Below are 19,201 nucleotides of genomic sequence, written 5' to 3' on the forward strand. Positions count from 1 at the left end.
TCTCTTACCAAGGTAATAACGTCCCATCATAAGCCCAAAACGCCCCGCTATCTTGCGGGGTTGCTTTTTCTATCAAGCCTAATAAATCCTTAGCAACTCGCTCTGGCGTGAACAACTTTCCCTCTGGGACATTGGTTTGAAAAGGTGCCGACAAAGCGGTATCTGTGGTGCCAGGGTGAAGTGAAAGCACCGTGCCATGTTTGACCACTCTTTGCCATTCGATCGACATGGTTTTTAGGAACATGTTTAATGCGGCTTTCGATGCTCGATAGCTGTACCAACCACCTAACTGATTATCGCTAATGCTGCCAACTTTGGCCGAAATGGTCGCAAACTTGGGTGCAGTACTGCGCTTTAGCTTGGGCGTGAAGTATTTCGCCAACAGCAAACTTGGCAAAGTATTAACCGTGATGGTTTGCTGAAAGAAGTCTGCGTCGAGCGAGCTAAGATTCTTCTCAGGACCTTTCTCTTGGGTGTGCAACATACCAACACAGTTCACCAACCAATCGACGTGTTCAATCTGCTCACTGAACGCTTTTACCTGCTCGTCTTGCGATACATCCACTTGATGCCAAACGACATTTGGGTGTTGCCAATCTGGTTGCTGCTTACGATAAGTGGCATGCACGCGAGCTTGAGGGAACCGAGCTGCGGCTTCTCTCACCATCGCCAAACCAATTCCACCATTGCCACCGACGATGAGTATTTCCATCACAAGTTCTCCACGTTTTCTATGTAGTGCTCTGCGGTATCAAGAATCGCTTGGCGTTGTTGTTCTTCCATGTTGTCCCAAGAGCGGAAAATCATCCCGATTCGTGGATTGGCTGCGAGGCGCTTGTCGTGTTTGTTCATAAAGCGCCAATAAAGGCTGTTAAACGGACACGATCCTTCCCCACTCCTCGCCTTATTGTCGTAATGGCAACCCTTACAGTAGTCGCTCATTTTGTTGATGTAAGAACCACTCGCCGCGTAAGGTTTGGTGCCAACAATGCCGCCATCCGCAAACAATGCCATGCCACGTGTGTTCGGCATTTCGACCCATTCAATCGCATCAACATAGATACCGAGATACCACTCATCCACTTGATCTGGGTCGATCTCGGTTAGCAAGCAAAAGTTACCAGTGACCATCAAACGTTGGATGTGGTGTGCGTAGGCGTAATCGAGGGACTGCCCAATCGCATTGCGCATACAAGCCATTTTAGTTTCACCATTCCAGAAGAAATCTGGCAGCTTTCTTTCTGCGCCCAATTCGTTGTTTTTCGGGTAATGAGGCATGTTCGCCCAATAGACCCCTCGAATGTACTCTCGCCATCCTAAGATTTGGCGAATAAACCCTTCAACTTGAGAAATGTCGATGTCCGCGTTGGAATGAAATGCCTTGAGTGAAGCATCAATGACTTCTCCCGGGTGCAGTAATTTGCTGTTAAGCGAGAATGAAATTCGGCTGTGATACAAGCTCCACTTAGCGTCGTGCTGGCCTGTCATGGCATCTTGAAAACGTCCGAATAACGGCAGACAGACTTGGCAGAAATGCGCGAGTAAAGAGAGGCTTTGCGCGCGATTGATCGGCCACAACAAGTCTCCTTCGAGGTTTCCGATGGTTTTGATGTCATGTTCTGCCAACCGCTCAATAATGCCGTGGACGTCGGTACTGAACATCAAAGGTTGTGGAAGTTGTTCAATGTCTTTGGCTTTGAGCTTGTTACGATTATTGGCATCGTAATTCCATTTTCCGCCGATAGGCTTTCCGTCTTGCATCAAGATGTCGAAGCGCTTGCGCATACGGCGGTAAAAGTGCTCCATCATGATGTGTTTGCCTTGAGGAAACTGCGATTCTATTTCCTCAAACGGTAACAAAAAGTGCTCCGAATCGACACAACGCGTCACGACCCCATCAAGCTTTAATTTGGCTAACTGCTCTAGCAGACGGTATTCATCCGGGCGTTGATATTCAAACTTACTTGCACCAACTTCACTCGCGTAGTGTTGCAAGACTTGCTCAAGATCGTCGAAGGATTGTGTGTCATCCAATGTGAGGTGCAGAACTTGGTGACCTTCACTCTGACGCTCTTTTGCAAACTGTTCCATTGCAGAAAAGAACGCACACACTTTCTGAATATGATGCGTGACGTAAGTATTCTCTTGCTTGAGCTCCGCAATCAGGTAAAGCACTTGCTCATCAGGTTGCTGAAACCAAGAGTGCTCACTGTTAAGTTGATCGCCCAAGATCAATCGTACGGTTTCAAATTGCATTACGGTTTCTCCGATGACGAAGCTTTGTCACTGCTGCCCATCACAATCGGCCAATCGACCATGTCTACACTATCCAAATGCGCGCCAGGACAACGACCTTGCCACCTATCGATGAACTCCATGTGCGGATCGTACATTTCGGTTTGCTTTTCGAGGTTGAATTGTCGTGAACCACGCGGATCAGCACCAACGCCCGCTAGGTATTGCCAATTTCCCCAGTTTGATGCCACATCGTAATCAACCAGTTGTGACTCAAAGTACGCCGCGCCATAACGCCAATCGAGGCCAAGTTCATGCACCAAACAACTGGCGACTAACTGTCTGCCACGATTCGACATATAACCGGTTTCATTAAGTTGGTGCATACACGCATTGACGATAGGAAATGGCGTTTCACCTTTCTTCCATTGTTGGAAACGGTGCGCGTAAAAGCTGGTGAGTGGTGCTCGATTTTGGATGCCACCGAATCGGAAGAGCTGTCGCTTGTGTCGACGGGCATACCAATAAAAGTATTCACGCCAAAGCAGCTCGAAATAAATCCAATAGGTTGAATCATTTGCACCATTCGCGGCTTCATAGCGTTTCAACATGGCATAAATGGTTTTCGGAGAAACGCACCCATTAGCTAACCAAGGAGAGAACTTGGTGGAGTAATCCATGCCATCTAAACCGTTGCGTGTTTGTTTGTATTCACTGGCTAGTGTGGAAGCAAAATACTGGCGACAATGTTCAAGCCCGCGGCTTTCTCCACCATGAAACGTAGCTTTTGTGTCAAAGTAATATGCAGTAACGGAAGGCAGATTCACACCTAAAGGAATTGGAGGTAACGAACGGATACTCTCGTGGGGCCGAGAGATGTCTAAACTTTCAACTTGCTTTCTAAACTGCGTGAAAGTCGTAGGCAGTTTGCTCAAGTCAAATGGCAGTTGTTCTTCCCTTAACAGGGTCCGGATTGCTTGCTGTTTTATTTTTACATGAGAAGCGCCTTCAACTGCGCGATCTAACGCTTGTTGCTCATCCGAACCGGGAAAAGCGTCAGCATATATATGTGTGACGCCGAAGCGATTAACAGCATACTTGATTGCTTGATCGGGCGTTAGTTCAACCGCCCATAATCGCTGACCAAGGTGATTCAAAGATTGATTGAGTTCACTAAGCGATGAGTCGAGAAACTGCAATTTCGCGCGCCCGAAAGAGGCTTCCTGCGCAAAGTGATGCAAGTAAGGCGTCATTGAAGGGTAGCAATACAAGCAAATTAACTCGTCCATTTCTACACTGGCGCTTTTCAACAGTGGGTTGTCGTGCAATCGCAAGTCGTTCGTGAACCAATAAAGTCCTATTTTCTTTTTCAATTCGCACCCTCAGATGTTAATTCTTCGTCTACGAGTTCTTTTCACGGAGACCCTGACGTTAAGCCTTTTGATTTACTTGCTTTTATACGAAAACGAGAGTTTGACGATCATTAGGTTACTAACGTTCACACGGAATTCATTTGCTGGATATCTCAAAACACGCAATACCACCAAATTCCTGTACATGTTTCATACTGATATTTTATAAAATTTGAATCCAACGGTATTGATCACGATCTTAATCACTCATTTTCTATATAAACCATGCAAAAGTGATAAAAATTAAAGCGACATTAGTTAATATCCGTTAATCTAAGCCCAATCCCATTTTGCTAGTACCATCGCAGAAATGACCGACGAGTTTAAGAAATCAACCGCTAATTTAAAAAAAGCGGTCCCACTGATGATCAAAAACCATGTTGCTGCCACGCCAGCCAACTACGCGCTTTGGTATACCTACGTTGACAAGACCATTCCAGAACTCAACTTTGAGTTAGACACGGTGTTAGAAAACTACGGTATTTGCCCGCCAGCAACCAATAAACAGCTTTACAACAACTATGTGGCCAGCAAAGCAGAAACCAGCCTTGAAGATCTTAGAACCAATGTAGAAGTTCTGCTACATGAAGTATCCAGTTCAATGAGCGATACGATTTCAGATACTTCCTCCTTTTCTGAGATGGTAGACAAAAGCTTTAATAAACTGGAAAAAGTTGAGGACAATAGCCTAAGCATTGAAGAAGTGATGGTAGTGATTCGTCAACTGGTCGCAGAGTCACACGAAATTCGTCACTCAACAAAGTTTTTGAATAGCCAATTGACCAACGCGAGTGAAGAAATTTCTCGCCTCAAAAACCAACTGGCTGAAGTACAGCAAGATGCGTTGTTCGATGGTTTGTCAAACCTATACAACCGCCGAGCATTTGACAAAGATCTCTCTTCACTTATTGCATCAAATCAGGCAATGACCTTGATCATGCTTGATATCGATCATTTCAAATCATTTAACGACAATTACGGGCACCTTTTTGGCGATACAGTATTAAAAGCCATTGCCCGCCGGCTACAACAAAGCTGTCGAGATGGGATATGTGCGTACCGTTTTGGTGGTGAAGAATTCGCGTTAATTGTACCTAACAAATCTCTGCGAATTGCTCGCCAATATGCAGACACACTACGCCGGATGATAGAAAAACTGCGTATCAGAGATAAGCGCTCAGGCACACAAGTTCACAGCATTACCGCTTCTTTTGGGGTAGCAGAATTTGAGCCGGGTGATACGCCTGAAGCCTTAATCAATAAAGCCGATAAACAGCTTTATGAAGCAAAACAACTCGGTCGTAACCGCGTGATGCCAATTTAAATAAACTGGCTAAGCGAAAACGACTTTTATGATAAAAAAGAAAACCCCGCGCTGTAAAGTGCGGGGTTTTTGTATCCAATCATGAGTATCTTAATCGACGCTGTAACAGTAACTTAGAATGTAGTCGTCACCATTTTTTGCGGTATATTCTTTATCTTCACTGCATGCCATCGGCTTACCTTTTTTGTCGCCTTTGATTAGACTTATCCAATGGCGCATCGCGGTTGGTGCATTGCCAGTTAGTTCAGGATGAAACGTCGTGCGAGTTTCCAATTGAATATCATCAATGTCCACTAATTCCACGCAACCAGTGCCTTTATGACAGCCAAACAGCACTTCTACATGATTGCCCGAATCATCTTTAAACAAAATCGATTTTGGATCTTCCTTTTCACCAGTGTACGCCACGAAGTGTTTTGGGCTTTTCAGGCCGCTGTGTGTACCGTCTTTGAAATAAGCCAAAACATGGCGGTAATCAATCACGTAACTTGATACATCTTGGTGCGACCCGTTCTCCAATGGGAACATGCGGTCAAGCAGTTGCTTCGCTTTTACTTGTTTCTCACTCTGCTGCTCAGCACTTACCGCTTCGACGGCAAATACGGCTTCAGCGATAAATGGGCGTTGTTGTTGTTGCATCTCTTTTTTATCGAAGTTCAGCATATTCATCGTCATATCCTCGCACTTAAAAACTCGTCCTAGAGTAAAAACTTAAATCCTTTATTTAAGTTTCAGGCAATTCTGTGAAGTGGATGGTTAATTTCCTTGCCTGCTCATTATGTAGACTAGCGAAATATTGACTACAATTTCACAACAAAAATTTTACAATGTGAATTTTACAAAATGTCTGTGTCAAAAAGCCTTATTCGTCAGTCTCATTTTCTTGGTACGAAAATTCGCAACCTAAGAAAAAACAACCATTTAACGATGGAAGATTTGTCTGCCCGTTGTGTAAGAATTAATCCAGAGTACGCTCCTTCGGTTTCTTACCTTTCGATGATTGAGCGCGGAAAACGCGTACCGAGTATCGATATGCTCGAAGTGATCGCGGAAGTTTTTCAAAAAGATCCGGCGTGGTTTTTAGATGATGAACCCGAATTAGAAGCCATCACACCCAACAAAGGAAATCGTGGCGGGATTAGTGGCATGGCGTTGGAGCCGAGCTTCCTGTTTTCCAATGATATTCTTCAAATCGCGATACCAGAAATGCTGTCTCAAACCGGGATCACAGGTCGTCAATTTGCTCACTTGCTGATCCGTGCGCACCAAGAGAACCATCAAAACCATTTTCCTGATTTAGAGCGCGCCGCCGAAGAGGTCGGCTTGAAGCGGTTGAATCTATCTGTAGAAGATCTCGTAGACATTGCAAAGAGTATGGGATTGGATATCCGCTGGGTAGATCGAGCGCCACAAGATGTGATTGATGAACTGGGCGTCAGCGCCAAACAGTTGATTACGTCTTTCATGGAGCCACCTGGGACTATTTATCTCAATAAACGAATGCGTGACTATCCAACCCGATTGAAGTATGACTTGGCGGTATATATCGGCCATCGAGTGCTCCATAGCAGCGATGCAATGAATAACGTTTTATCTATCGGGCATCAAAACAATTGGGAGCAAATGGACAGCCCTGTGTCTAACTCTGAACTCAATTCGCAAGATATCCTGCAAGCTTGGCGTGATTTTGAGTCCAGCTTTTTTGCTGGTGCCTTGCTTTGCCCCAAAGTACCCTTTCGTCAGTTGCTTGACCGTTCTGGTTACGAGATTGATGTTCACAAAAAGGCGGGAGTTTCTCCTTCTGTTGCAATGCGTCGCATGACGGTGGTCTCGCCTTACCCTCATTGGCACTATTTTGATGCCTATGGCCCTGGCAAGTTAAAAGCCGTGTATCGCGGAAATGGTATTCCATTGCCTTGGGGCAACATGCGCAAAGTGAACGACCCTTGCCAGCACTGGGCGGTATTCCGACGCCTTTCCCAGCCTTTGGATACAAGTTCAGCGCAAATTTCGATTTTAAATGTTGGTGACGAGCCACGTATCTACTGCTGCGAATCGGTCAACGTATTTGATCCTGCGGGGAATAATCGGGTGCTATGTGCCGGTATTGATCTTAACCCTGCCATTTCTGCACAAGGTGGCGATGCCGTTTCCATAGCGGAAGAACTTAAGTCCCTTTGTGTCGCTTCCGGCGGAAGTAGTGTTATTCCTCCCCACATCAAAAAAGACTTAACGACTATCGCTAAGATATTAAACATCAACTGGATAGAGCGCGGGATTCAAACCCAAGCAAGGTTGATCTGCTCCAGAGGTGCGGTTTGTCCAAGACAACCTAGTTGTTACAGCAAGTGCGGAGAAGCTGATGATACGGGCAACGATGTGAATATCATCGGGCTTTAGAAAGAAAAAACGCCAATCACAATAAACGTGATTGGCGGTATATACTTGTGAACAATTTGTATTCACTAACAACGTCAGTTGGCTAGGTGACCCTCGGCTTAATAAGGGTCACTCTAAGTAAAGCACGATGCGTGCCAACTTTAAAAAAGCCGTTTTTTAATAGATCCAGATGCATATCGTTGCTTTATTAACCATTAATTTCGCAAACTGCATTTGCAAAATGCAACATTATGCAAATATGCCACTTAATGCACTGCTAATAACGACTCTCTCAGCAAAGTGTCTGTGAACATATGAAGTCACATATTCTTGCACCTCAATGATGATGAGATTTCGGGCTCCCAACTTTACCATTCCTCTAACCCCTTATTGAAACTGGGTTCAGGCTCATCCGCCATGCTTTTGTTGATACATTCTCTCATCGGCTATTTTCATCATTTGCTCAGGAGATGACATTTTCGGGTCAAATATCGCGTACCCAATACTGGCTTTCAAATAGATAAGCGTTTCATCGTAAATGACGGGCGTCGAGCATAGCGCTAATCGAAGTTTTTGTAGAAGGGACTGAACATTTTCTTCCGTTCCTGGGTGATGAACTACAACTAAGAACTCATCACCGCCCATTCTGGCCACGATGTCTGATTTACGCAGAGAGCTTTTTACCCTTTCAGCCGTAGCGATTAAAACTTTGTCACCTGCGTCGTGACCATAGGTGTCGTTAATGTGTTTAAACCTATCTAGGTCAATATTAATTAAGGCGAAGCTATAACGCTTTTTATAACGTTTCGCTATTTCAAACTGCTGCTTGTAAAACTTCATAAAATAGCGACGGTTTGGTAAACGCGTGAGTTCATCGTGTAAAGCTCTGTCATCTGCAATGGTATACAGTCGATAAATGGCGAACAGCGCGAGGCTAAGTGCGAATATAATGGGATAGCCGATTACTCTAGCTAAATGCAACTGATGCCAAGAGATTTGGCGATCAGCTTTGCCTCCAGAGAAAACCACCATACTCCACCCACCATAAGGAAAATGAACCATCTCTTTTGCATATGCCATGCTATTTACACTTTGCGCGCCAAAGAAAGCATCACCAAATGAGCCACCGCTATCGTAACCACGGATCATTAAAGGGTAACGATACGAGAAATCAATTACGCCGGTTTCTCTCATCAGAGCATCGAAATCAATCACCGCACTGATCACTCCCCAGTAGTCCTGATTCATTGGAGGATCAAGAAAAACAGGCACACGCACGATCAAACCTCGGCCACCTTGAATCAAAGTCACTGGCCCTGCGATGAAAATTTCTTGTACATCCTTGGCTTTTTGCACCTGTACCCACTGCTGTGGCACTGCGCGGTAATCAAGGCCGATTAGGCGCTCATTACCTTGGCGTGGAAATACATGACTAATTACATCATTTTTCGCGATACCGATGATTGTAATATGTTTACTTTTATTTAGGATTCGGTGAGCGGCGATACTCAATTCTTCTTCTTGGTTTTTAGGAAGTAACGTAATGAGTGTCGCTAAAGTACTGGCTTTGTAGATATCCGCCATAAGTACCGCTTCCAAATTGGAACGGAGAATGGAAAGTTGTTCTTTGGCCTCAACTTGAACTCGCTCTTTGTGAAGCTCTTGCTGGTTTCGATTTAACAGCTCAATAACTCCAATACACAAAGCGAAAAAGGTGAGGAAGAACAATGCAAAATAGCATCGCTTTCTGGGTAAATAACGCATTTTCTCCCCACAACTCGTATACAACTACGAGATTTTTTATTTATTGTTAAAATTCTTATTATCACAAGAATAACCAATCATAATCAGAAAGGTAACAGTGATTGACAACTTTTATGTTTTAGGTGTGAGATGATGCATCAACAAGGCGATTTATTTGGCGGCGATCTATGGCAAGAAGTAGAAAGAGGAAAACTTTATTATGATCCTCAATTTCTTAACCATCTTGAGGCGGATAATTACTTTGACCAACTTCGAAAGACACTGCCATGGCACCAAGAACACATTACTATGTTCGGCAAGTCAGTACTTCAACCTCGCTTACAAGCGTGGCACGGTGATGCAGCATATACTTACTCAGGCTTAACCATGCAGCCTCACCCTTGGACTCCTGAGTTAACTCAGCTGAAAGTGCGTTGTGAATCAGTTGCTGATGTCACTTTTAATTCTGTTCTCGCTAACTTATATCGACACGGCCAAGACTCAATGGGCTGGCACCAAGATAATGAACCAGAGTTAGGTAGAAACCCTGTTATCGCATCTTTGAACTTAGGTGAAACACGTCGATTTTTGCTTAGAAATTTACATTGTAAAACTGAGATTGAATACGAGCTTTCTCATGGCTCCTTACTGATTATGGCTGGCGAGCTTCAGCATCACTGGAAGCACTGCGTACCAAAAACCGCGAAAACCAAAGATGAACGTATCAACCTGACTTTTAGGCAAATTTTTAACTATTGACTCAGCTTTTACATTCTCAATTAATATTGATGGTAGGTTTAGGTTCAGGACTTCATAGGGAATGGATTTATGCGTATTAAACCTCTTAGCTTAGCGGTCTTACTCTCTTGCTCACTTACCTTTGCTGCTCAGGCATCACAGGAAGAGGTACCGCTTCTCGATAATACTCAATCAGCGCAGTTGATTCGTAGTACCTACGAACAAGAACTGTTCACTTTCCCGGCGTTTAAAGAGGGCCATTTTGGCTTACGCATGTACCGCCAAACATTAGATGAGAAATATCACGCTGCCATTTGGACCGACATGGCACAAGTAGCCAGCCGGTTAAACCAATTTGCTAATGAAGTCGTTGAACCAGAAGACATCATTCTCTATTCATCTCAAAGGCTGACCACGTATCAAGAGAAAGAAACCGAACGAGGTCAGCGACGCTATACCGTGACTAAACACCATCCTGAGTACCTTTATCTTGGTGTGGATTTGCTTGGCGCAATGGCAAGAGCAAACGAATATGGCCTAAAGCATAAACAAGACAAAACGCTGAGAAAAATTATTAGGCGCTACGATTTCTCGCGTTACGTTACGGACAAAGAGATGATAGAGGCATGGGCAGCTCAGCTTGCAAACCAAGTCTACTGGCTTCGTCAGCTAGGAGAGCAAGATGTGGTCGAGGAATTCACTCAAACCTTCCGTGACACCTACCCCGACGATAAAGATAAGATGCTTTCAGCTCAGCAGTATTGGAACAAACTCTATGGTATGACGCACATCATCTTTGTCGATTCACAGTATTATCAGGAGCGAGTAAGCGAGAAGAAACACCAATGGATTTATGATTACTTTCGCAACAATATCGACACTATCCTACTGCGCGCCAAAGAAGACGTGATTGCGGAAGTCGGCATTTCGTTTTTGTTAGCAGGCTTGGACCATGATCCGGTCGTAAAGAAGACCCGCCAAGCCATTCGTCATGCAATCAACGCAGAAAAAGGGATGATTCCGTCGGTCGACGGTAACTTTGATCTCAAGTACGGCGAACACCGTAACGTGCTAGCCATCATGCTGCTCGATTGGAAAGGGGTACATAAAGCGCCAACTTATCAAGAGCACCCAGAGGCTTTTAAATCGATACCTTACGGCTTAATGCCCAAGCCTTAGAAATAACAAAACCCGCCATTTAGGCGGGTTTTGAGTGTGGATCTTCAATCTAAATTAGAGAGAGATAAAAATTCCCGCTAAGCAAGCACTCATCAGGTTAGCGAGTGTACCAGCAGCAACCGCTTTTAGGCCTAGACTTGCAACATCTTTGCGGCGCTCAGGTGCCATCACGCCGATAGAGCCCAACTGAATCGCAATTGAGCCAATGTTCGCAAAACCACACAACGCAAAAGTGATAATAATTTGAGTATGCTCAGACAGTGTCGCTTTGTGCTGCACAAAATCGATAAACGCAACAAACTCATTCATCACCACTTTCTGACCAATGTATGAACCCGCAGCTAGAATTTCGTGGCTTGGCACACCAATCAACCACGCTAGAGGTGCAAACAAATAACCAAAAATCGCTTGTAGCGTTACGCCAGAGAAACCAAGTATCTCACCCAAGTTTTCTAGCCCCGTGTTCACCATCGCGATAACACTCACGAAAGCGATAAGCATGGTACCAACAGCAACGGCAACTTTCATACCGCCCATGGCACCGCTTGCTAGCGCATCAATTACGTTGCTTTCTTCTGATTTATCTAGCTCAATATTGTTGTAATCGCTTGGCGTTTGACGCTCAGGAACGATGATTTTTGCCATCATCAAACTACCTGGTGCTGCCATAAAGCTTGCCGCGATCAAGTATTTGAGGTCGACCCCTAAACCAGCATAACCACCAAGCACACTGCCCGCCACTGAAGCCATACCACCAGCCATCACAGCAAACAGTTCAGAGCGAGTCATGTTAGAAAGAAATGGACGAATAAGAAGTGGTGACTCGCCTTGAGATAAGAAGATGTTCCCTGTTGCAACCAAAGACTCTGCTTTACTCGTACCCAAGAACTTCTGGATAGCGCCGCCAATAAATTGAATCACTTTTTGCATAATGCCCAAATAGTAAAGGGCGGAGATAAGAGCACTGAAGAAGATGATGATAGGAAGGACACGAATAGCGAAGATAAAGCCAGAAGAAGCGAGGTCACCAAAGAGGAATTTAATCCCTTCATCAGCAAAGCTGAGTAGCCCCGCGACACCATTACTTAAACTCGCCAGCGCCGCTTGACCCAACGGGAAATAGAGCACTAACGCAGCAAACCCCATTTGTAGCATCAAGGCGCGAGATACAGTTTTCCATTTAATGGAAGAACGACCCTCAGAAAGTAGGAAAGCACAACCTAGCAGTGCAACAATACCAAATAGACTAAATAGAACACTCATGAGCTGGACCTACTAAACGTTGAAAAAGAAAAAAGAGCCAAAGGAATTGGCAGAAGAAAGGGACAACGCAGCGAGCGATAACTCACTTTTAGATCCAGAATGTAGACAGAACGAATAGTTCGACATCTTATTTTTACCTTATACAAGCAATTGAACGTAGCTGGTCCGGTCCGTGGGGTCATTCACTGCTGGCGAGCATGTTGCTTGGCCTGCTCCATGTGACGGCTTGTATGGGTAAGGGTCCTGAACAACTAAACCCTAATTCCCGCTTAAACGGGACGCAAGTATAGCCAACAAAAAGAGATATTCATCACATTTATTTACGCAAACGTTCAAGCGTTCAAAATTTAGACAAAAGTACTCTTTTGTCGTCATACTATTAATAAAAGTAAGGGAATAAGGATAGACGTTGATGGTAAAAAACATAAAAGTGACCAATAAATATGCAATCAAACTCGAAAGAGCCAAAATTCGTCATTTTGCTCTCGCCAACAGGTGGATTTTGGTTATAATTCGCGTTGCTTCTTTCGAGGCCTCTGAGTATTCAGAGCATCATGATGCCGAGATGGTGAAATTGGTAGACACGCTAGCATGAGGTGCTAGTGCCTTTGGTGTGAGGGTTCGAGTCCCTCTCTCGGCACCATTATCCTTCTTCCCTAATTTTGTTCGAGTGTAATGCAAAGTTCTAAGCAGGCAAGACAGTCTACAGATGCTAATCAACTTCTGAGTGAGCTTGCGGTTCACGCTTTATTACACCTGCACTTTAAAATTCACGCGTCCTCGCATGGCCTCTCCCTTAAAGAACGTAATGACTTACTTCAGAAATGGCTGAAACCAAAACTGAAGAGTAATCGCTATAAGCTGATTAAAAAGCCGTTAAAATCTTTGACTCAGCAGGCAAAAGGTGAGAACGGAAATCTGGAAGCATTACTCGAGCGCTGCGTCGGTGCAGACAAACCCAGCAACCCTCAACCCGATCTAGATAGCTACTTGCTGCTGATCAACGAGATTGAGAAGAAACTGGGGACTACCGTGTTATTATCGCGACCGGAAGACGTCGACTTATCTCACGACCAACACGGCTGTTTGCTGTGTGTGCTTTCTGAGAACTTAAATCAGCACTTCGATGATAATAACGCCCTAATCGCTCCTATTTCGATGCTGTTCCGCGGACCAATGAGTCAACGTTCACTTTTCCTTGGCAGCATTTACGCCAGTGGTACCTTCAATTATGAAGTGCAGTATCAAGACGACCAGTTCGTTCGCATCACATTAGAGTTAGCGTAACTGTAACGCTAAGAAATAAACGAATCGAAAAAGGCCGCGAAACTCGCGGCCTTTTGATTATCTAGATTTAAACTTGAGTTAATCGATCTCTTTAAATCGAGCAGTAAAGTGGCGCAGCACTGGTGGCTCGTACTCGAAAGTGAGCCCTTTTAACTCATGTGCACGATTTTTCAGTTCGATAATCGCATCCGCAATGTAATCCATATGATCGTTTGTGTAGACACGACGTGGAATGGTCAAACGCATCAACTCAAGCTCTGACGCTTTTTGTTTACCCGTTTCCGGATCTCGACCAAGCAGCAACGATCCTATCTCTACTGCTCGAATACCCGCTTCCAAGTACAAAGCATTACACAATACTTGCGCAGGAAACTGATCCGCTGGAATATGTGGCAAAATCTTAGCGGCATCCACAAACACCGCATGACCACCCGTTGGGTATTGAATCGGAATCCCGCCTTCACGTAAGCGCTCACCTAAGTATTGAACTTGGCTAATTCTATAATGAAGAAAATCCTCGTCCGCGGCTTCATACAAACCGCGAGCGAGCGCTTCCATATCACGCCCAGCCATGCCACCGTATGTTACAAATCCTTCCATGGGTACGCAGCGTGTCTGCACCGCCTGGAACAACTCCTTATGATCACGAATACAACACATGCCACCAATGTTTACCATCGGGTCTTTCTTAGCTGACATGGTGAGCATATCACCGTACTGGTACATCTCACGGATGATTTCCAGAATCGATTTATTCTCGTAACCCGCTTCACGCTGCTTGATAAAGTAGGCGTTCTCACAGTAACGAGCCGAGTCAATCACCACTGGAATATCGTACTTGGTTGCAATCTCGTACACACTGCGCATGTTTTCCATCGACACAGGCTGACCACCGGAGCTATTACAAGTAATCGTGGTGATAATTGCACAGATGTTATGCGAACCGTGCGCTTCAATTGTTGCCACCAGCTTATCGATATCAAAATTGCCCTTCCAATCATAAGGCGTAGTGGTGTCGAATGCTTCTTCCGTTACCACGTTAATCGCTTTACCGCCATTGAGTTCAATGTGACCCGCTGTGGTATCAAAATGGTAGTTCGAGATAAATACTGGCGTTTCGCCACCACGCACCTGACGCATACGCTCAATCAAAGCGGGGAACAAAATTTGCTCGGCACCACGCCCTTGGTGTGCAGGCACGGTGAGCTTATAACCGAAGAAGTGCTCCACTGCATCACACAGGTTGTAGTAATTTCGACTCCCCGCATAGGATTCATCCCCCATCATGATGCCAGCCCACTGATTATCACTCATGGCACCAGTGCCAGAGTCAGTCAGCAAATCGATATAAACATCATCACTACGAAGAAGAAATGGATTATAGCCCGCTTCTTTTAACGCGACTTCACGGTCTGCCAAAGTCGTCATTTTGATTGGCTCAACCATTTTGATACGGAAAGGTTCTGGAATACGTTTCATTGTTAATTTCCTTATACGCATTGCCCTACGCAGTTTCACGTAAGACTAAAAAACAAATAGATAGAATGCTTTTCAATGCGATTGCATTGAGGAAATCAACGAGAAGAGATTTTACTAAGAAGAGACAAGCAGTAGTCTAGGTTATACCAGAACGACAGCACCAAACGGCTATCGAGAATATCCTTTATTCTCATCGTCTTCGTCCTCCTGATAAAAATAAAAAGTCAGAAACCCCATGTCTCTGACCTTTTCAATATAGTGCAGTTTTCAATCAACTTTCAGTGAGGTTACCCTCATTTTAAGAAGGTCTCGCCCTTTTCATTCTGCGTTTGATATTACTTTCTTTGACTAGGTAATCGAAAAGTGGCGCGAATAAGTTAGCAAATAGAATCGCTAACATGATGCCTTCTGGATAAGCCGGGTTCAGCACTCGGATAAAAATCGTCATCACGCCGATTAATACTCCGTATGCCCATTTCCCGTTATTGGTAAAAGCTGCCGAGACAGGGTCTGTCGCCATAAAGAAGGTACCAAACGCAACCCCACCAATCACGAAGTGCCAGTAGAACGGCATGGAAAACATGGGGTTAGAGTCTGAACCGATCGCATTCAATAGTAATGAAGCTCCGATTAAACCGACCAACACGCCCGCAACAATTCTCCACGACGCAATCTTCATAAAGATGAGAACCAAGCCTGTTAGTGCGATCAACAACGTGGAGACTTCACCCATTGAGCCTGGTAAATTACCAACAAAAGCATCTCCCCATGAAATTGTTTGTCCTGTCATATTATTTATCAAAGCACTTTGCCCGCCTTCATACCATTGACTAAGTGGAGTAGCGCCAGAGTAACCATCAGCCGCGACCCACACAGCACCACCGGACATGTTGGCAGGATAGGCAAAGTATAAGAACGCGCGCCCTGCCAGAGCTGGGTTTAGGAAGTTTCGTCCAGTACCACCGAAAATCTCCTTCGCCACAACAATACCGAAAGTGATACCTAAAGCCGCTTGCCATAGTGGAATTGTCGGAGGAAGGATCAGCGCAAAGAGTATAGAGCTGACAAAAAAGCCTTCATTTACCTCATGCTTTCGCACAATAGCAAACAGAACTTCCCAGAAACCACCAACGATAAACACCGTCGCATAAACCGGGAGAAAGTAAGTAGCACCAAGCCACATTTTACTTCCCCACCCCGCTTGTGAAACCGCATCTAACGAGCCCCATACCCAACTCAGTTGCCATGAAGAAACAAGCGCTTGCTGAGCTGAGGCTTGATCCATTCCATACAACAAGGCATCACTCGCTTGCTGGCCTATGTTGTACATACCCCAGAACATGGCAGGGAAGACCGCCAACCACACCATGATCATAATACGTTTTAAATCGATGCTATCTCGAACGTGAGTCATGCCCTGGTTTACCTTACCAGGCGTGTAAAAAATGGTTTCGACAGCTTCGAAAAGTGGGTAGAACTTGTGATACTTCCCACCTGGACCAAACTTAGGTGTCGCTTTCTCAAAGTAATCTTTAAGGCTCATAACACTCCTCCTTTATCTAAAAGATGGTACGCACATGTGTAAAAAGCGATCGTTTTTTAATCTCTTCGTCTTCCTTCTTCGTATTTCACCTTGTTCGCCACTCTTCTGTCTCCTCTTTAAATCCGGCGAACAGTTTATCCAACGAAAAAGGGACCGCTCATGGACACACTCGCCATTGACCTAGCTAGATTCCAATTTGCCTTTACTGTCTCTTTCCACATTATTTTTCCAGCTTTTACGATTGGTTTGGCAAGTTATCTCGCTGTATTAGAGGGCTTGTACTTAAAAACGGGCAACAAACAGTACATGCAAATCTATAAGTACTGGCTCAAAATCTTTGCCATCAGTTTTGGTATGGGTGTGGTGAGTGGCATCGTGTTGAGCTATCAATTCGGTACTAACTGGAGCGTGTTTGCCGACAAAACAGGCCCAATCCTAGGCCCACTAATGGGTTATGAAGTTTTTACTGCGTTTTTCCTCGAAGCGGGGTTTCTAGGCGTGATGCTTTTCGGTATGGATAAGGTGGGTAAGAAGCTTCACTTCGCCGCGACTTGTATTGTTGCATTCGGGACGTTTTTGTCTGCGTTTTGGATACTTTCGGTTAATAGTTGGATGCAAACACCAGCGGGCTATAGTATCAACGAAGCCGGACAGTTTATCCCAGAAGACTGGTGGGCGATTGTCTTCAACCCTTCCTTCCCTTACCGGCTCGTTCATATGTTGCTCGCCGCTTACCTTACTACTGCTTTTGTTGTAGCCGGCGTTGCCGCTTATCACTTGCTAAAAGCAAACCATAACCCTCTAGCCAGAATTATGTTCTCGATGGCAATGTGGATGGCTGCTATCGTGACACCAATTCAAATCGTTGCTGGAGACATGCATGGATTAAACACCCTTGAACATCAACCCGCCAAAGTCGCCGCGATGGAAGGGCACTATGAGTCTCACCAAGGCGCGCCATTGCTCCTCTTCGGTATCCCTAACGATGAAGAAAAACGTATGGAATACGCACTGGAAATCCCCAAACTCGGTAGTTTGATTTTAACTCATGACCTCAACGGTGAAGTGAAGGGATTAGATGCTTTTCCAGAGGAGGAACACCCTCCTGTATCTATCGTTTTCTGGTCTTTCCGAGTCATGGTCGCACTTGGTTTTGGCATGCTTGTTATTGGTTTGTGGAGCCTTTGGCTAAGAAAACGTCGCAAACTTTTTGATTCGAGGGCACTTCAACGTATTTGTGTGCTGTTTGCCCCAGCGGGGTTCATTGCAGTTTTAGCAGGCTGGATAACTACCGAAGTCGGTCGACAGCCTTACACCGTATACGGTCTTTTAACCACAGCCAATTCGGCATCGCCTATTGATGCCGCCGCGGTGAGCGTCTCCCTGACGGCGTTCATCGTGGTTTACTTTGTGGTTTTTGGAGCTGGCTTCTTCTATCTCCTACGTTTGATGCGCAAGTCTCCAACTCGATATGAAGAAGGTCTAGATAGCCGACTTCCTGATGGCACGAAAACCGATGCCATCACACATTCTAACCATCTAACCTAGGAGCTTACTCATGGATTACGCATTAATTTGGTACGCTTTGATTGGGCTCGCCGTTCTGATTTATGTCGCGTTAGATGGCTTTGATCTCGGTATTGGTATCCTATTCCTCAGCGCTAATGACGATGAAGAGCGCGACATGATGATGAACAGCATCGCTCCTGTTTGGGATGGGAATGAAACTTGGCTAGTTCTTGGCGGAGGTGGGCTTTTTGCCGTGTTCCCCCTCGCCTACGCGGTCATTATGCCAGCACTCTATGCTCCCCTGATTTTAATGCTGCTCGGGTTAATTCTGCGTGGGGTTTCTTTTGAGTATCGCTTCCGAACACAACGCGGAAAGTTTTTATGGGATAGCGCTTTTTTCATTGGTTCACTCACCGCGGCATTGATGCAAGGCATTATGCTCGGAACCCTGCTCCAAGGTATAGAGGTTAGTGAACGAGCATACGCAGGTGGATGGTTTGATTGGCTTTCACCATTTAGCGTATTTTGTGGCCTGGCGCTTGTTTGTGCTTATATTCTGCTCGGTTCATGCTGGTTATTAATCAAGCTTCCAAAAGAGCTGATGGGGCGCTATTACGTGGCCGCGCGACGATGGGGACTAGCGATGGTAGCCTGTATATTCATCGCCAGTTTGTGGCTGCCATTGAGCCAAAATATCGTATTTGAACGTTGGTTCTCATTACCAAACTCGCTACTGTTTTTCATTTTACCAATTATTGCAGCGGCACTTATTTGGCAGCTATTCAAAGCCTTACTCGACCACAAAGCCGTCCGAGCCTACGTTCTTGCGATCGGCCTGTTTCTTGTGTCCGCGATGGGTTTCGGTGTCAGTACATTCCCTTACTTGGTCCCATTCGCACTCACTTATCAAGACGTCGCTGCGCCAGATAAGAGTTTGGCATTTTTACTTGCCGGTGCGGTGGTATTACTTCCTCTGATCATAGCCTACACGGCTTATTCGTACTGGGTGTTCCGCGGCAAGATGAAACGTGGAGAAGGATATCACTGATGAAACTAAAGCCCATTTTGTGGTTCATTGGCATTTGGCTGGCAAGCGTGGTCGCCTTGTTT

15 protein-coding genes and 1 tRNA gene are annotated in these 19,201 nt (G+C 45.2%); 8 read left to right on the plus strand and 8 right to left on the minus strand.

Translation table 11 applies throughout. The annotated features are described in order from the left end of the window. Positions 1 to 4: 4 nt before the first annotated feature. Genes R7044_RS03165 through R7044_RS03175 form a run of 3 tightly spaced genes read right to left on the minus strand, consistent with a single transcriptional unit; the run spans position 5 to position 3,608 of the window. Entirely contained in the window at positions 5 to 712 is a 708-nt protein-coding gene (locus R7044_RS03165) for an SDR family oxidoreductase (RefSeq protein ID WP_017819732.1), read from the minus strand. Next, the gene (locus tag R7044_RS03170) at positions 712 to 2,256 is read right to left on the minus strand and encodes a cryptochrome/photolyase family protein (protein ID WP_017819731.1); all 1,545 of its coding nucleotides are present in this window, start codon (positions 2,254 to 2,256) and stop codon (positions 712 to 714) included. Before R7044_RS03170 ends, R7044_RS03165 begins: the two co-directional genes overlap by 1 nt. Then, complete coding sequence (locus tag R7044_RS03175) at positions 2,256 to 3,608, minus strand: DASH family cryptochrome (RefSeq protein ID WP_225455345.1); 1,353 nt, start codon at positions 3,606 to 3,608, stop codon at positions 2,256 to 2,258. Before R7044_RS03175 ends, R7044_RS03170 begins: the two co-directional genes overlap by 1 nt. A 349-nt stretch (positions 3,609 to 3,957) precedes the next feature. Here R7044_RS03175 and R7044_RS03180 point away from each other — a divergent pair, with 349 nt between their 5' ends. Continuing rightward, positions 3,958 to 4,971, plus strand: coding sequence for a GGDEF domain-containing protein (locus R7044_RS03180; RefSeq protein WP_005374150.1), 1,014 nt, complete (start codon positions 3,958 to 3,960; stop codon positions 4,969 to 4,971). A 90-nt stretch (positions 4,972 to 5,061) separates the two neighbouring features. Here R7044_RS03180 and R7044_RS03185 read toward each other — a convergent pair whose 3' ends face one another. Beyond that, complete coding sequence (locus tag R7044_RS03185) at positions 5,062 to 5,640, minus strand: malate synthase (protein WP_005374156.1); 579 nt, start codon at positions 5,638 to 5,640, stop codon at positions 5,062 to 5,064. Between the two features lie 174 nt (positions 5,641 to 5,814). On the opposite strand from R7044_RS03185, the gene R7044_RS03190 reads away from it, so the two are divergent. Beyond that, a complete protein-coding gene (locus tag R7044_RS03190; RefSeq protein ID WP_225455346.1) occupies positions 5,815 to 7,371 on the plus strand; it encodes a DUF3612 domain-containing protein in 1,557 nt (518 codons plus the stop codon). Between the two features lie 387 nt (positions 7,372 to 7,758). Here R7044_RS03190 and R7044_RS03195 read toward each other — a convergent pair whose 3' ends face one another. Then, on the minus strand, positions 7,759 to 9,114 hold the full coding sequence (locus R7044_RS03195) for a diguanylate cyclase (protein WP_104976309.1): 1,356 nt from the start codon (positions 9,112 to 9,114) through the stop codon (positions 7,759 to 7,761). 132 nt (positions 9,115 to 9,246) lie between these two features. Between R7044_RS03195 and R7044_RS03200 the strand changes: the two genes are divergently transcribed. Both R7044_RS03200 and R7044_RS03205 read left to right on the plus strand, forming a co-directional pair. After that, the gene (locus R7044_RS03200) at positions 9,247 to 9,852 is read left to right on the plus strand and encodes an alpha-ketoglutarate-dependent dioxygenase AlkB family protein (RefSeq protein ID WP_053349380.1); all 606 of its coding nucleotides are present in this window, start codon (positions 9,247 to 9,249) and stop codon (positions 9,850 to 9,852) included. 69 nt (positions 9,853 to 9,921) lie between these two features. After that, the gene (locus R7044_RS03205; protein ID WP_225455347.1) at positions 9,922 to 11,010 is read left to right on the plus strand and encodes a DUF3541 domain-containing protein; all 1,089 of its coding nucleotides are present in this window, start codon (positions 9,922 to 9,924) and stop codon (positions 11,008 to 11,010) included. 54 nt (positions 11,011 to 11,064) lie between these two features. Here R7044_RS03205 and R7044_RS03210 read toward each other — a convergent pair whose 3' ends face one another. Next, a complete protein-coding gene (locus tag R7044_RS03210) occupies positions 11,065 to 12,273 on the minus strand; it encodes a NupC/NupG family nucleoside CNT transporter (RefSeq protein ID WP_104980352.1) in 1,209 nt (402 codons plus the stop codon). Positions 12,274 to 12,832: 559 nt separating this feature from the next. Between R7044_RS03210 and R7044_RS03215 the strand changes: the two genes are divergently transcribed. Further along, positions 12,833 to 12,916: transfer RNA gene (locus R7044_RS03215), tRNA-Leu, on the plus strand. A 32-nt stretch (positions 12,917 to 12,948) separates the two neighbouring features. Next, the gene (locus R7044_RS03220; protein ID WP_005374167.1) at positions 12,949 to 13,560 is read left to right on the plus strand and encodes a DUF2913 family protein; all 612 of its coding nucleotides are present in this window, start codon (positions 12,949 to 12,951) and stop codon (positions 13,558 to 13,560) included. Between the two features lie 78 nt (positions 13,561 to 13,638). Here R7044_RS03220 and R7044_RS03225 read toward each other — a convergent pair whose 3' ends face one another. Continuing rightward, entirely contained in the window at positions 13,639 to 15,039 is a 1,401-nt protein-coding gene (locus R7044_RS03225; protein ID WP_005384172.1) for a tryptophanase, read from the minus strand. 298 nt (positions 15,040 to 15,337) lie between these two features. After that, positions 15,338 to 16,582, minus strand: a complete 1,245-nt coding sequence (locus R7044_RS03230) for an NADH:ubiquinone reductase (Na(+)-transporting) subunit B (RefSeq protein WP_033906252.1) — start codon at positions 16,580 to 16,582, stop codon at positions 15,338 to 15,340. Positions 16,583 to 16,741: 159 nt separating this feature from the next. Between R7044_RS03230 and R7044_RS03235 the strand changes: the two genes are divergently transcribed. Beyond that, positions 16,742 to 18,130, plus strand: coding sequence for a cytochrome ubiquinol oxidase subunit I (locus R7044_RS03235; protein WP_033906251.1), 1,389 nt, complete (start codon positions 16,742 to 16,744; stop codon positions 18,128 to 18,130). 10 nt (positions 18,131 to 18,140) lie between these two features. Further along, positions 18,141 to 19,139, plus strand: coding sequence for a cytochrome d ubiquinol oxidase subunit II (cydB, locus tag R7044_RS03240; protein WP_033906250.1), 999 nt, complete (start codon positions 18,141 to 18,143; stop codon positions 19,137 to 19,139). Positions 19,140 to 19,201 lie beyond the last annotated feature (62 nt).

The organism is Vibrio sp. 1402 (assembly GCF_033340275.1).